The sequence below is a fragment of the Pantoea wallisii genome, assembly GCF_002095485.1.
Lineage (GTDB): Bacteria > Pseudomonadota > Gammaproteobacteria > Enterobacterales > Enterobacteriaceae > Pantoea > Pantoea wallisii.
The window spans coordinates 15,308-30,185 of the sequence record NZ_MLFS01000054.1 but is presented as its reverse complement, the minus strand read 5'-3'; the positions used below and the strand labels follow the sequence as shown (position 1 = coordinate 30,185).

At 59.4% G+C, this 14,878-nt stretch carries 8 protein-coding genes and 1 pseudogene; 4 read left to right on the top strand and 5 right to left on the bottom strand.

Annotated features, from left to right (window positions below):
• Positions 1–549 (bottom strand): membrane protein YczE (gene yczE, locus HA48_RS17135; RefSeq protein ID WP_128602399.1); only part of this gene is annotated, 549 nt, incomplete at its 3' end.
• 139 nt (positions 550–688) lie between these two features.
• On the bottom strand, positions 689–3,391 hold the full coding sequence (malT, locus tag HA48_RS17130) for an HTH-type transcriptional regulator MalT (protein ID WP_128602398.1): 2,703 nt from the start codon (positions 3,389–3,391) through the stop codon (positions 689–691).
• A 280-nt stretch (positions 3,392–3,671) separates the two neighbouring features.
• On the opposite strand from malT, the gene malP reads away from it, so the two are divergent.
• Positions 3,672–6,074: a maltodextrin phosphorylase gene (malP, locus tag HA48_RS17125; protein ID WP_128602397.1), complete on the top strand. Its 2,403-nt coding sequence runs from the start codon at positions 3,672–3,674 to the stop codon at positions 6,072–6,074.
• An 8-nt stretch (positions 6,075–6,082) separates the two neighbouring features.
• The gene (gene malQ, locus HA48_RS17120) at positions 6,083–8,152 is read left to right on the top strand and encodes a 4-alpha-glucanotransferase (RefSeq protein ID WP_128602396.1); all 2,070 of its coding nucleotides are present in this window, start codon (positions 6,083–6,085) and stop codon (positions 8,150–8,152) included.
• 102 nt (positions 8,153–8,254) lie between these two features.
• Here malQ and malM read toward each other — a convergent pair.
• The 3 genes and pseudogenes from malM to malK form a co-directional block, all read right to left on the bottom strand.
• A pseudogene (malM, locus tag HA48_RS17115) lies at positions 8,255–9,105 on the bottom strand (maltose operon protein MalM).
• Positions 9,106–9,276: 171 nt separating this feature from the next.
• Positions 9,277–10,578, bottom strand: a complete 1,302-nt coding sequence (locus HA48_RS17110) for a maltoporin (protein WP_128602395.1) — start codon at positions 10,576–10,578, stop codon at positions 9,277–9,279.
• 42 nt (positions 10,579–10,620) lie between these two features.
• Positions 10,621–11,730, bottom strand: a complete 1,110-nt coding sequence (gene malK, locus HA48_RS17105) for a maltose/maltodextrin ABC transporter ATP-binding protein MalK (RefSeq protein WP_128602394.1) — start codon at positions 11,728–11,730, stop codon at positions 10,621–10,623.
• Positions 11,731–12,091: 361 nt separating this feature from the next.
• Here malK and malE point away from each other — a divergent pair, with 361 nt between their 5' ends.
• Together malE and malF are read left to right on the top strand one after the other, a co-directional pair.
• Positions 12,092–13,282: a maltose/maltodextrin ABC transporter substrate-binding protein MalE gene (gene malE, locus HA48_RS17100; protein WP_139807991.1), complete on the top strand. Its 1,191-nt coding sequence runs from the start codon at positions 12,092–12,094 to the stop codon at positions 13,280–13,282.
• A 58-nt stretch (positions 13,283–13,340) separates the two neighbouring features.
• Positions 13,341–14,873 carry a maltose ABC transporter permease MalF gene (gene malF / locus HA48_RS17095; protein WP_128602393.1) on the top strand — a complete coding sequence of 511 codons (1,533 nt, stop codon included), beginning with the start codon at positions 13,341–13,343 and terminating at the stop codon, positions 14,871–14,873.
• The last annotated feature ends 5 nt before the right edge of the window (positions 14,874–14,878 follow it).

Sequence of the window (14,878 nt, the reverse complement as noted above, 5' to 3'; positions counted from 1 at the left end):
GCCGCCCAGCGCAATACCGATCGCCAGCACGCTAATCTCCAGCGCTGTTCGCACCGCGCGTAATGAATAGCCGGTGACACGGTGCAGGCCGGTCATCAGGCCATCGCGCGGCCCGCGCCCCAGCTGTGCGCCGATATACATGGCCGAACCTACCCCGCACAGCAAAATTCCGCCGAAGGTTAAGGCGATGCGTTCAGCGATATTGGCAGGCGAGTCGGAGTACTGTAGCGCCAGCTCCGCTACGGTCCCGATGATCAGCGCATTCGCCACGGTACCGAGCCCTGGAATCTCACGCAGCGGCAACCAGAGTAGCAACACGACAACGGATATCCCCACCACTACGGCGCCAAAGCTCAGCGGCAGGTGCCGGGTAACGCCAATGTGCAGTGCGTCCCAGGGCGCTAATCCCAGATTGCCGCGGATCATCATTGCCATGGATAAGCCATAGATAACCAGCCCGGCAGCGAGCTGGATCAGTCGCCTGACGATTCTGCCCGCGAGCAGCTGCTCCAGCGGCCCTAATTGTATAAGTTCAGATGAGGTTTTCATCGCGTGAGTCCGTAAATAAGTCATTGTTGCCGGGCCTATTTATTAACCTGGTTCGGCCCTGCGCTGCATGACATTCGATGCTGTGGAACCACACAATGCGTGAAAAGCGTGGCGCGCCTCTGCTTTTTATCCGGGCACGTTACACATAGCCCATTAATTTCAGCATCGACTGTGCCTGGTGCATGGCTTCAGCGCGGTGAGAGACACCCAGCTTCTGGTAGAGATTACGGATGTGCGTCTTAATGGTGGTAGCCGCCACATCCAGCTCGCCAGCTATCTGTTCATTGCTGTAACCCGAGTAGATCAGCCCCAGTACCTGCCACTCGCGCTGCGTCAGCGGGCTGGTGCGGATCAGCTCCGGCACGTCGGGATGATTTAACAGGCGGCTGACAAATCCTTCGTCGAAGTGGGCAAATTTATGACGGTGATATCGGTTGATTTCGCTGAGAATGCGCCGCGCGCGATGCTGATCGAGCTCTGACAGCGTGTTGAGCTGGATTAGCTGGCGCAGCTGCTGCGCCATCATTTCGCCCTCGATGACAAAGTGGCTGACAAAACCGGTACTGCGCGCCAGCTGCAGCGCTTCAATCAGCGCCTGCTGCGCCCCGGCTTTACGATCGGTCTGCCAGTAAATTTGGTTCAGCAGCAGCAGATTGCGGTTCAGATCGCTCATCAAACGCAGCGCACGGGCATTCTCGTTCAGCTCATCCAGTACCACTTCCGCCTGGCTCAGATTGCCCAGCAGAATCTGCGCCCGCGCCACATTTCGCCACTGCCCCTGCAGAAAGTGATTATTGGCAAAGGCCGGTTTTGCGGTATGGCGCATCCAGTGGCTGGCGCTTTGTGCATCGCCCGTCATCTGCCAGTAGATCACCCTCACCTTATCCGCATTCGCGATCCAGTCACTGTGCAGCACGCCGTTGCTCATCAGGTTCTCCAGGCGGCTAAGGTAGCTGCGCGCATTATCCAGATTGCCCCGAGCCAGCGAGCACTGAATCAGCAGCCCCAGGCACTGGATCTGCTGCTGCGGTGGATAGCCCTTTAGCACTTTAATGCCTTCACGCGCGGCGTGTTCGGCATCATCCAGCCGTCCCCACGCCCACATCAGTTGGGCGCGAATCCGCAGCAGAAACTCATGCAGCGGGAAGTGGGCCAGATGTTGCTCCGCAACCAGCACGAACGCCTTCTCCTGAATCTCCCAGGCGGCCTGTAAAAAGCCCTGCGCGAAGAGAATTTCACTCTGCTGGATCAGGCTCCACAGGGCATAGTGCCAGGCGTCATCACGTCGCGCCATCTGCTCGGTCTGGCGCATCAGCGCCAGCGAATTGGTCAGATCGCCCTTGCAGTGCATCACCTCGCCATGTACCGAGGTGGCAACAATGCGACTATAACAGCGCGTTTCCGGCAGAGTCTCCAGCGCCAGGCGTGCCAGCCGCTCCGCCTCATCGGCGTTACCGTGGTTAATCGCAACCTGCGCCCGCACAGCATTGAATTCGCCCTGCAGCACCGTATCAATGCCGCAGGTACACTCCCGCTCAAACCGCGACAGCAGCCGGTTAACCTCTGAGAAGCGATGCTGGCTCTGCATCAGCCAGGCCTGCAACAGCACCAGCTTCGGGTTCTCCAGCAGCGTTGTCCACGGCAGCGCACTCAGCGACTGCTCCAGCAGCGCCAGTTCGCTGCGGTTGAAGAGCGTCCACGCAGACTGCAGCAGCACATCGCGCAGCATATCGGTATCGCCGGAAGCCAGCGCATGCTGGATCGCTTCGCCGGGGAACCCTTGCGCCATCCAGCTCTGCGCCGCCGCACGGTGAATCGCCGGCAGCTCGGCCGCCAGTTCCCACTCGCAGCGCTGGCGTAAAAAACTGCCAAACAGCGGGTGATAGCTATACCACTGCCCCGAATCATCCATGCGCTGCAGAAACAGACCCTGACGCTCAATCTCCTCCAGCCGCATCCGGCCGTTGGCTTCGCCTGTTACACAGCCAACCAGCGCATCATTCATCGATTGCAGCAGCGCGCTCTTCAGTAAAAAGCGGCGCGTCGTGGCATCAACATTGTCCAGTACCTCTTCCACCAGATAATCGGCGAGGTGGCTGGCATTGATGCCGGAGAGGCGGCGCGCAGAGTCCTGAGCGGAGCCCGCGCCCTGGCGTGCCGAGAGCGCAATCAGCTGCAAGGCCGTGGCCCAACCGGCGACATCGTCGCACAGGCGCCCGCTCTCATCCGGCGCAAGCGGCGCTGTCAGCCGGCAGTCAAAAAACTGCTGCGCCTCCTGGTGAGTAAAGGCCAACTGCTGACTGCTCAGTTCCAGCAGCTGTTCACGTACGCGCAGGTTGGCGATGCCGAGCTGCGGCAGATTACGCGACAGCACAACCAGCGTCAGATTGTCCGGCTGATGGCGCAGGAAAAAGCGCATCGCTTCATGCACCGCGGGATTCGTAATGTGGTGATAATCGTCGATGATCAGCCATAGCGGCTGGTGCCACGCGGTGAGATCGTTGAAGAGTTGAGCAAAAAGCGCGTTGAGATTAATGTACTGGCGCTTCTGCGCCAGGCTTTCGCTGCGGCCGCATGCCCCTTTAGTTGCCTGCTGCAGTGCGGCGATCAGATAATCGGCGAAGCGCTCCGGCTGATTATCGCCCTCATCCAGTGAGTACCAGCCCAGATCACTCTTATCCGCCGCCCACTGGGATACCAGCGTGGTTTTACCGTAGCCGGCCGGGCTGGCAATTAACACCAGCCGGTAATTCGCTGCGGCGCTCAGCTTTTGCAGCAGACGATCGCGGGTGACGGTGCTTTCAAGACGCACCGGACGGCTGAGTTTCGAGGGTATCAACATGGGCGCACGCTTCTCCGTTAACGTTCAGCGCATCATTTTTTTACGCTTCGTAATTAATCTTCATACACGTTCATAGATTCGTTAACTGAATGCAAGCGAACTCATAAGTCGGGCTTTACAAAAGCGAGTGGAATCACACTCCTGTCTCGCTTTCAGATTTACCTCACCTTCTCCACCCTCCCTTTCCTCCCTGGGGAATTACCTGCAGGAGGAGGCACACCACGGAGGCTGGCGGCACACTGCATCGATACCTTTTTTCGTATAACAGGATACCTTTGCGATGACACAGCCGACTTTCGATCAAGAGCATTTTAGCGCCGCGCTGACGCGTCAGTGGCGACGCTTTGGCCTGCACGATGCGCAGGCGATGACGCCCGACCAGTGGTGGCACGCCGTTAGCGGCGCTCTGGCGGAGTGCCTGACGGAACGTCCGGCGCGCCCTGCCAGCGGACCGCAGCGCCACGTGAACTATCTTTCGATGGAATTTCTGATCGGTCGTCTGACCGGCAACAACTTGCTGAATCTCGGCTGGTATGAGGGGGTGAAAGATGTTCTCGCTGCTTCCGGCGTTGCGCTCAGCGATGTGCTGGAGCGTGAAACCGATCCGGCCCTGGGCAACGGTGGCCTCGGCCGCCTGGCAGCCTGCTTTCTGGATGCGATGGCGACGACCGGCCAACCCGCGACAGGCTACGGCCTCAACTATCAATATGGCCTCTTCCGCCAGCAGTTTATTGATGGTGCCCAGCACGAACAGCCGGATAACTGGCAGCGCGAGGCTTATCCCTGGTTCCGCCATAACGCGGCGCTCAATGTGCAGGTTGGGTTAGGCGGAAAAGTAACGTCCGCAGAGGGCGTTTCCTGCTGGCAGCCAGCCTTTGTGCTGCAGGGCGAGGCCTGGGATCTGCCGGTGGTCGGGTTCCGCAATGGCGTTTCGCAGCCGCTGCGTCTGTGGCAGGCGAAACATGCCAGCCCGTTTAATCTGCAGCGCTTTAACGACGGTGACTTCCTGCGTGCCGAACAGCAGGGTATTGATGCTGAGAAACTGACAAAAGTGCTCTACCCGAATGACAACCATCAGGCAGGGAAAAAACTGCGCCTGATGCAGCAATATTTCCAGTGTGCCTGCACCCTGAAAGACATACTGCGCCGTCATCTCACGGCAGGTCGCACCATCGAAACCCTGCCTGATCATGAAGTGATCCAGCTGAACGATACCCATCCCACGCTGGCTATCCCGGAACTGCTGCGCCTGCTGCTTGATGAGCACGGCCTTATGTGGGAAGCCGCCTGGGATATCACCCGGCGCACCTTTGCCTATACCAACCATACGCTGATGCCTGAAGCGCTGGAGTGCTGGAATTTACGGCTGGTGCGTACCCTGCTGCCGCGTCACATGATGATTATCAACACCATCAACGCGCAGTTGAAAAGCGTGGTTGAAGCACGCTGGCCGGGCAACGAGGCGATGTGGGCAAAGCTGGCGGTGGTGCATAATCAGCAGCTGCGCATGGCTAATTTGTGCGTGGTTAGCTGTTTTGCCGTGAACGGCGTCGCCGCGCTGCACTCGCGTCTGGTGGTCGAGGACCTTTTCCCCGAATACCACACGCTGTGGCCGGAGAAGTTCCATAACGTCACCAATGGCATCACGCCGCGCCGCTGGATCAATCAGTGCAACCCGGCACTGGCGGCGCTGATTAACAAAACCCTGAAACGTCCGTGGCTTAACGATCTGGACGCGCTCAGCGATTTGGCACCGCTGGCAGATGATGCCGCTTTCCGCGCCGAATATCGCACCATCAAGCAGCGCAATAAAGTCGCACTGACGCAGTGGATTGCGGAGAGGACAGGCCTTCAGGTGCAGGCCGACGCACTGTTTGATGTGCAGATAAAACGCCTGCACGAGTACAAACGTCAGCACCTGATGCTGCTGCACATCATCGCGCTGTGGCAAACGCTGGTAAGCGATCCGCAGGCTAATCTGGCCCCACGCGTTATGCTGTTTGGCGCCAAAGCGGCCCCCGGCTACGCGCTGGCCAAAAATATCATCTACGCCATCAATAAAGTGGCTGAGGTGATCAACGCGGATGCACGCGTGGGCGATCGGTTGAAGATCGTCTTCATTCCTGACTATAACGTTTCGGTGGCGGAGCGCCTGATCCCGGCCGCGGATCTCTCTGAGCAGATCTCCACCGCGGGCAAAGAGGCATCCGGTACCGGCAATATGAAGCTGGCGCTTAACGGGGCGCTCACTATCGGCACGCTGGATGGCGCTAACGTTGAGATCGCCCAACAGGTGGGTGAAGAGAATATTTTCATCTTTGGTCACACCGTTGAACAGGTCAGCGCGCTTAAGCAGGCAGGTTACGCGCCGGCAACCTGGCGGAAAAAAGATCCGCAGCTCGACCGGGTGCTCACCGCACTCGAAGATGGCACGTTCAGTGGGGGCGATCGCACAGCATTTACGGCCCTGCTCGACAGCATGGGCCCGGCGGGCGGTGACCCCTATCTGGTGCTGGCAGATTTTCGTCACTACCTTAACGCGCAGCAGCAAGTTGAAGCGCTGTGGGCCGATCCGGAAGCCTGGACGCGCGCCGCCATTCTCAATACTGCGCGCTGCGGTATGTTCAGCGCCGATCGCGCCATTCGCGACTATCAGCAACGTATCTGGCAGGCCGGGCGCTGAGGGACGTTATGAAACCAAAACATTATCTCGAACAGAGCGCCGACGGGCTGATTGCACCTGACTATATTGACGCGCACGGGCGGCCGCAGCGCATCGCCGACCCCACACGTCAGCGCTTGCTGGCGCTGATGCACACGTGTGTGGTGGCATCGTCTCCGCTGCCGCCGGCGGCTATTTTCACCCACGGGCAGCCGGCGATCCTGACGCCGGCGCTCAGTGCGGATGCGATGTGGCAGCTGGTCAGTGAAAACGGTGAAACCCTGTCTGGCCGCTGTCGTCGCGGAGAGACGTTGACGTTGCCCGCGCTGCCGCAGGGTTATCATCAGCTGACGCTGCACAGCGACGCGCAGTCTCACGGCTGCTCAATTATTATCGCCCCCGCGCGCTGCTATGAGCCCGACGCGCTGCTGGCGGGAGAGTCGCTGTGGGGCAGCTGCATCCAGCTCTACACATTGCGTTCAGAGCGAAACTGGGGGATAGGCGATTTTGGCGATCTGCAACAGATGATCGTGGAAACCGCACGGCGCGGCGGTGCCTTTGTCGGACTCAATCCGCTGCATGCGCTGTTTCCGGCAACGCCGGAGAGCGCCAGCCCGTATAGCCCCTCTTCGCGGCGCTGGCTGAATATTCTCTATATTGATGTGAATGCCGTGCAGGATTTTCAGCAGAGCGATGCGGCGCAGGCCTGGTGGCAGCAGGAGAGCACCCGACAGGCAGTCCAGGCGGTGCGAGAGACGGCGTGGGTCGATTACCGCGCGGTGGCGCAGCTGAAGCTTGCGGGGCTACGCCTTGCCTGGCAACAGTTCCGTCGGCGTGATGCCGATGACAGCGAGCGCCAGGCGTTTGATGCCTTCATTAAAGCCGGCGGCGACAGTCTGCTGCACCAGGGGCTGTTTGACGCCATGCACGCGCAGCACAGCTTACAGACGGCAGATGGCCACGGCTGGCCACGCTGGCCGGCCGCCTGGCAGGATCCCAAAAGCGCGGCCGTGCTGGCCTTCCGTATTGAGCACAGTGATGAGGTGCGCTTCTACATGTGGCTGCAGTGGCTGGCAGCCTCGCAGTTCTCTGACTGCTGGCAATTGTGCCAGCAGCAGCAGATGCCTATTGGTCTTTATCGCGATTTGGCAGTGGGCGTGGCGGCAGACGGTGCGGAAACCTGGCGGGAGCGCGATCTCTACTGCCTGGAAGCGAGCGTCGGCGCGCCACCGGATATTCTCGGCCCACTGGGGCAAAACTGGGGGCTGCCGCCGATGGACCCGCAGGTGATGGTGGCGCGCGGCTTCGAGCCGTGGATTACCCTGCTGCGCGCCAGCATGCGCGACTGTGGCGCACTGCGTATTGATCACGTGATGGCCCTGCTGCGTCTGTGGTGGATACCGCAGGGTGAGAGCGCGGCACAGGGCGCGTATGTTCACTACCCGGTCGATGCGCTGCTGGCGATCCTCGCGCTGGAGAGTCAACGCCATCGCTGCATGGTGATCGGTGAGGATCTCGGCACCGTGCCGGCAGCCATTGTGGATAAGCTGCGCGATGCGGGCGTGTACTCCTACAAAGTGCTCTATTTCGAGCAGGTTTCACAGCGCAGTTTCCGCGCGCCGGCACAGTGGCCGCGTCAGGCGATGGCGGTCACCACCACGCATGATATGCCGACGCTACGCGGCTGGTGGCAAAGCGATGATCTGCGGCTCGGCAGTCGGCTGGGACTCTATCCCGATGCTGCGATCCTCGCCGGGCTCTATCGCGATCGGCAGAGCGCAAAAAAGGCGCTGCTGCAAACGCTGTTGCGCAGTGACGATCTGCCACCGCGCAAGCGTTTTCAGCATACTGGCGCACGCATGAACCGGCAGCTGAGTCGCGCCATTCATCGCTATCTCGCCCGGACGCCGTGCGGCCTGCTGGGCCTGCAACCGGAGGAGTGGCTGGATATGTCCCTGCCGGTTAACGTGCCCGGCACGGTTGATCAATACCCTAACTGGCGGCGCAAACTGCGCGTGACGCTGGAGGAGATGGCGCAGGATGACCGAATCGATGCCCTTCTGACGGCGGTTAAAGGTCGTAGCAACCTGAAAAACTGATCTCCGCTCCATCGGCCTGCCACGCGCAGGCCGTTTTTTTGCGCATAAAAAAGGTGCGCCGAAGCGCACCAGGTGGGGCAACTCAGCACTGTCGGGGCAGTTTCACCCCTTGCCTTTAACACTGCTGATAAAGGTTTTACGCGCCGAGGTCGATCCCAGGCGCTCTGCTTCATTCAGCAGCTTAAGCGCTTTGTCGATATTGCCCTGATCCACGGCCTGACGAATGCTTTGATTGAAGTAGCTCTCGGTCTCATTCACCAGCGGAGCCGCCGGCGCGGTGGTGCTGCGCACGGCAGCAGGCGTCACAGGCTGCGTATTGCCCACCGTAACCGGTGCCGGGCGAGAGGAGCCAAACAGCGGCCCCACGAGAACGGACGCGCCGGAGCTGGTTGACACCTTCAGCTTAATTTTGCCATCGCGGCTGTGCTGCGCTACGGGATCGGGGATATCCGGCACCGCATGGCCCGTGCCTTTGGCATAGGCTTTAGCCGGATCGATTAACGTGGTGGTCTGTGTCAGATCCTGCGCGGTAGTGAACACTAGCAGATAGATTTTTTGCTGACCGAGCGCCGGCGTCAGCTCATCACTCCCTCCAGCCGATCGGCGCTCATTACGCCCGGCTGCTGATAGGTGAAAAAGCGGCTCGGGAACCAGGCTGCCGGCTGCAGATTTTCATCCAGCACCAGCACATTTGGCGCAAACACCTGGTTGCGCACCACTTCACTGCTCAGCGTGATGGTCAGTTCGCCCTGATTAGCCGGCAAACTGTATGCCGCGACCGCTCCGGTCAGCCCGTTCACATCCAGCTGCGTACCGCTTTGCGTGAGCTGAGTCGTTTGTGCATGAGATGTATCGACCGGCAGCCAGCTCAATTGCTGTAGCCGTTCCGCCGGAATAGCCGGCGCCGCTGAGAGATCCTGCGGCACCAGATTGATATCCGCCTGTGCCGGCATAACAGCACCGGTCAGCAGCGCAGCGCTCAGGCAGAGCGCGGTAAGCGTTTTTTTCATTATGATATCCCTACAAGCTGTCAGAGAGCGGCTCACGCCAGGCAATGGCCACCGCTGCCCGAAAAAGGGCCGCGCGCAGAGCGCACGGCTGCGGTTTGCTTTACGCGGTGCGCTTTACCACCAGATCTCCATCTGCGCGCCAAAGGTCCACTCGTCGTTATTGCCACGGCTGTTGGTAAACAGGCCGTTACCGGTGCTGTCGGTTGCCGCCAGCGTGGTGATATCGCCGTCGGCGTTTTTGCTGTAGCCCCACTTCTCATCCCACTTCGCATAGGTGGCGAACACGCGCAGCGCCGGACGAGACCAGATGCTGTCGCCCGCCTGCCACTGTTGTGCCAGCGTGATTTTGTACTGACCGTTACGCTCGCTCACCTGCTGCGACTTCACGTTGTCGTAACCCACTTCCAGCAGGGTGCTCATGATAGGCGTCCATTTGTACATCGGGCGCACGCCCACGGTGTACCAGTCGGTACCGCGGTTGTTATCCAGATCGATATTCTGGTACATGGCGACGTACATCAGATCCCAGCGATCGGCCAGCGAGATCGCGCCGTGATCGAGAATGCGGTACATCTTGCCGTTGTTATTGATGTTGGTGCCCTGCGGCACCCCCTTGCCCTGGGAGGTCAACGCATCGGTGGCGTACTGCAGCACAAACTTGTTGTAGCCCTTGAGCATGCTTTGCGTATGCTCAGCGGTAAACATCCAGCCATCTTTCGATGCGCCGTCTTCAATCCGGTAGCCATCACGCGCATTGGCGCGGCCATAATCCACGCCCAGCTCCAATACGCCGTCCGGGTTGGTCTGCAGCCCGCCGAGGCGCACGTCGAACACATCGTTGGCGGTGCTGGTAGCGTAATCACGGATCTGATCGCTGGAGAAGGTATACGAGCCGCCCGCTTCAGAGGAGCGCGTCGCTGCGAAAGAGAGCTTACCGAAACCGAGATCAACATCCTCCAGGCCGGCCCCCGGGCCAGAAATATCCCAGTAGTAGAAGTCAATCATGTGGACATCGTGGCGCTGATAGAAGCGTTTACCGGCCCAGATGGTAGCGCCTGGCAGCGCCTCGATCAGGTTTTTACCCTTCACGTTCGCTTCTCGGAAAGCTGGCGAGGTGGCCTCCCAGTCGTTCTGCTGCGATACCGAATAGGCGACGTTGGTGTCGAAGTAGAAGCTCTTATCGCCCTCTTTCCACACTTCCTGGCCCAGTTTCAGTTCGGCGTAGGTTTCACACTCGTTACCCAGACGGTATTTGCTTTGCGCGCCGGTTGACTGAAAGCACTGCTGCTCGCCGCCGCTGCCGGTCCAGCCGATGCCGGAGCGGGCATAACCGGTAAAATCGACCGCCATTGAGGGGGCGGAGAGTGTACCCGCCGCGATGGCAATCGCGACGGGAAGTTTGCGCAGAGTTAACATTTTCTATCTCCTGAGGTCATTGCTTTTTATTGTTTTGCAGCGCTACACACCGGGTTCCTGATGTAGCCTGCGACAGGCGCTCCCGTCCTCGCGGAACAGGTGACAGCGCTCCGGTGGCAGGCCAATGCCCATCAGGGCGCCCTCTTCTACCAGCACAACGTCCTCCTGGCGGTAAACCAGGTTCTGACGAATGGCGGGAATCTGGATATGAATTTGCGTCTCGTGTCCGAGCTGTTCGACCACCTGCACCTCGCCCTCCAGGGTGACATCGGCGATATCGCTGGAGAGCAGATGTTCAGGGCGAATGCCCAGCGACATATTGCTGCCGACCAGCACGCCCGCGCTGTCCACCGGAAGCCAGACGTGCTGGTTATTGGGCAACCGCACCTGGACCTGATCGATGGCGGTGGCAGTGACCTTAACGGGCAGGAAATTCATACGCGGTGAGCCGATAAACCCGGCGACAAAGCGGTTCGCGGGGTAGTGATAGAGTTCAAGCGGTTTGCCAACCTGCGCGATGCGGCCAGCCTCCAGCACCACGATCTTGTCGGCCAGCGTCATGGCTTCGATCTGATCGTGCGTGACGTAGATCATGGTGCGCTTCAGGCGCTTATGCAGCCGTGAGATCTCAATGCGCATCTGCACACGCAGTGCCGCGTCAAGGTTGGAGAGCGGCTCATCGAGAAGAAACACGCGCGGTTCGGCGACCAGCGTACGGCCAATCGCCACGCGCTGCCGCTGCCCGCCAGAGAGAGCTTTGGGGCGCCGATCCAGCAGATGCGCCAGCTGCAACACTTCGGCTACCTGATTGACGCGCTGCTGAATCTCGCCGCGCTTCACGCCAGCCAGCTTCAGGCCGAAAGACATGTTTTCTGCCACCGACAGATGGGGGTACAGGGCATAGGACTGGAACACCATGCCGATGCCGCGCTCGGCGGGCGGCACATCATTCATACGCTGGCCGCCGATAAGCAGATCGCCGCTTGTGATGGTTTCCAGCCCGGCAATCATGCGCAGCAGCGTCGATTTGCCGCAGCCAGACGGACCGACGAACACCACAAACTCCCCTTCGCCGATCTCCAGATTGATATCTTTTGATACTTCAGTATCGCCCCAGGTCTTGGTGACATGGTGTAACGCGACGCTCGCCATGATGCTTTCCTCTTCGCATGCTCATCCTTGCCTGCTGCACCGCAGGCAGACTCCGGCGACCACTATGGGCAGGCACAACGGTTGAACATCCTCCGCCCTGGCGCTTTTTAACGGGGGATGAGCCGGGAGGAGGAGGAGCGCATGACAGCGGCCAGCGTTATGGCGGCACGGCTAAATTTGTGAGCCATCACGCAGAGCGGAAGCAGGGATTGTGTGCGCCAGGCCGTATTACGGCGCATTTTTGCAGGCGCGATCACGCATTAGCGCGATCAGGCGTAGAGAGCGGGAGGATGAGTAATCTGGCTGGCTCACCACAATAGTGCCGACCAACGATTTCCGTTTCCGCTTACAGGATGGAGTTATGACAATGAAAACCGGCGCACGCGTTCTGGCCCTTTCCGCCCTTACGGCCGTACTGTTTTCGGCTTCGGCCGTTGCAAAAATTGAAGAGGGCAAACTGGTTATCTGGATCAACGGCGACAAGGGTTATAACGGCCTTGCCGAGGTCGGGAAGAAATTTGAGAAAGATACCGGCATTACTGTCACGGTCGAACATCCGGACAAAATGGAGGAGAAGTACCCGCAGGTCGCCGCTACGGGTGATGGTCCGGACATCATCTTCTGGGCACACGATCGCTTTGGCGGCTACGCGCAGTCAGGCTTACTGGCTGAGGTGTCACCGGATAAGAGCTTCCAGGAGAAACTGTTTCCCTTCACCTGGGATGCGGTGCGCTATAACGGCAAGCTGATTGGGTATCCGGTTTCTGTCGAGTCGCTGTCGCTGATTTACAACAAAGATCTGCTGCCGACGCCACCCAAGAGCTGGGAAGAGATGGCGGCAATTGACAAACAGCTGCGCGCCAAAGGCAAGAGCGCCATCATGTTTAACCTGCAGGAGCCCTACTTCACCTGGCCACTGCTGGCGGCGGGCGGCGGCTATGCCTTTAAGCAGACCGCAGATGGCTACGATGTGAAAGACACCGGCGTTGATAACGCCGGCGCGAAGGCGGGCATGCAGTTCCTGGTGGATCAGGTCAAAGCCAAAACCCTGAATGCCGATACCGACTATTCAATTGCCGAGGCGTCCTTCAATAAAGGCCAGACGGCGATGACTATCAATGGACCCTGGGCGTGGAGCAACATTGATAAGAGCGGCATCAATTATGGCGTGACGCTGCTACCAACCCTGAACGGTAAGCCCTCGAAGACCTTTGTCGGGGTGCTGAGCGCCGGGATTAATGCGGCCAGCCCCAATAAAGAGTTGGCGAAAGAGTTTCTTGAGAACTATTTGCTGACAGATGGCGGGCTGGATGCGGTGAATAAAGATAAACCGCTGGGTGCCGTGGCGCTGAAATCATTCCAGCAGACGCTGGAGAAAGATGCACGTATCGCCGCCACCATGAACAATGCGCGCAACGGTGACATCATGCCAAACATCCCCCAGATGGCCGCTTTCTGGTATGCGATGCGTACCGCCACGCTGAATGCGCTGAGTGGTCGTCAGAGTGTGGATGCCGCACTGAAAGATGCCCAGGCACGCCTCAATAAGTGACACTGTCACGTAGCCGGTATGTGCCGGCTCATTACAGGTTGTAAAGGAAAACCGAATCATGTCAGGAATACCGCAAAAGAGCGCGTCCGGCCTGGTGCTGCGCAGCGTGCTTATCGGGATCTGCTGTCTGCTGGTCGGCTACCTGCTGGTGCTGATGTATGCGCAGGGGGAGTATCTGTTTGCGCTGGTGACGCTGATCGTCAGCGCGACAGGGATCTGGGTCTACGCCAACCGCCGGGCCTGGGCCTGGCGCTATGTCTACCCCGGGCTCGCCGGGATGGCGCTGTTTGTACTGTTTCCGTTGGCCTGTACGGTGGCTATTGCGTTTACCAACTACAGCAGCACTAACCAGCTAAGCCAGGCCCGTGCACAGGAGGTGCTGCTCAGCCGTCAGTATCAGGACGGTGCCGGCATGAACTTCGCACTCTATCCGGCAGGCGATCGCTGGCAGCTGATGCTTAACAACGGCGCTGAGACATTTATCTCCCCGCCCTTTGCCTTTGGTGGCGCGCAGCAGCTCGATTTGGCGCCTGGCGCACAGCCGACAGGAGCACGCGCCACGCTGAAGGTGATCACCACCCATCGTCAGGCGCTGGCACAACTGCGCGCCCGGCTGCCGGATGGCCGGGAGTTGGTGATGAGTTCGCTGCGGCAGTTTTCCGGTACGCGTCCGCTGTATGTGCTGGAGCAGGATGGCACGCTGAAAAATCAGCAAAGCGGCGCGCACTACCGGGCCAATACTTCAAGCGGTTTCTATCAACGTCTTAATGCCGACGGCAGCTGGGACAGCGAGCAGCTGAGCCCGGGCTTTACGGTCAGCGCCGGCTGGAAAAACTTTGCCCGCGTTTTTACTGACGAAGGGATTCAGAAACCCTTCCTGGCGATTTTTGGCTGGACGCTGCTGTTCTCACTGCTCACCGTGGTGCTGACCGTGGCCGTTGGCATGGTGCTGGCCTGTCTGGTGCAGTGGGAAGCGCTGCGGGGCAAAGCGATCTATCGCGTGATGCTGATTCTGCCCTACGCCGTGCCGGCGTTTATCTCCATCCTGATTTTCAAAGGGCTGTTTAACCAGAGCTTTGGCGAAATCAACGTCATGCTCAATGCGCTGTTCGGCTTCAAGCCCGCCTGGTTTAGCGATCCCACACTGGCGCGCACCATGCTGGTGATGGTTAACACCTGGCTGGGCTATCCCTACATGATGATCCTCTGCATGGGGCTGTTAAAAGCGATCCCGGATGATCTCTATGAAGCCTCAGCAATGGACGGCGCAGGCCCGCTGCAGAACTTCTTTTTGATTACGCTGCCGCTGCTGTTGAAGCCGCTTATGCCGCTGATGATTGCCAGCTTTGCCTTTAACTTTAATAACTTTGTACTGGTCCAGCTGCTGACCAACGGCGGCCCCGATCGCCTCGGCACCACCACGCCGGCCGGCTATACCGATCTGCTGGTGAACTATACGTGGCGTATCGCTTTTGAGGGCGGAGGCGGACAGGACTTTGGCCTTGCGGCCGCGATTGCGACGCTGATCTTCCTGCTGGTGGGCGCGCTGGCGGTGATCAATCTGAAAGTGGTGCGGATGAAGTTTGATTAAGGAGA

What these genes read in the sequence shown, in the direction of transcription:
- HA48_RS17110 (WP_128602395.1), bottom strand. Translation starts at nt 10,578, where the DNA reads ATGTTAACTCTGCGCAAACTTCCCGTCGCGATTGCCATCGCGGCGGGT.
- malT (WP_128602398.1), bottom strand. Translation starts at nt 3,391, where the DNA reads ATGTTGATACCCTCGAAACTCAGCCGTCCGGTGCGTCTTGAAAGCACC.
- malK (WP_128602394.1), bottom strand. Translation starts at nt 11,730, where the DNA reads ATGGCGAGCGTCGCGTTACACCATGTCACCAAGACCTGGGGCGATACT.
- malP (WP_128602397.1), top strand. Translation starts at nt 3,672, where the DNA reads ATGACACAGCCGACTTTCGATCAAGAGCATTTTAGCGCCGCGCTGACG.
- malQ (WP_128602396.1), top strand. Translation starts at nt 6,083, where the DNA reads ATGAAACCAAAACATTATCTCGAACAGAGCGCCGACGGGCTGATTGCA.
- malE (WP_139807991.1), top strand. Translation starts at nt 12,092, where the DNA reads ATGACAATGAAAACCGGCGCACGCGTTCTGGCCCTTTCCGCCCTTACG.
- malF (WP_128602393.1), top strand. Translation starts at nt 13,341, where the DNA reads ATGTCAGGAATACCGCAAAAGAGCGCGTCCGGCCTGGTGCTGCGCAGC.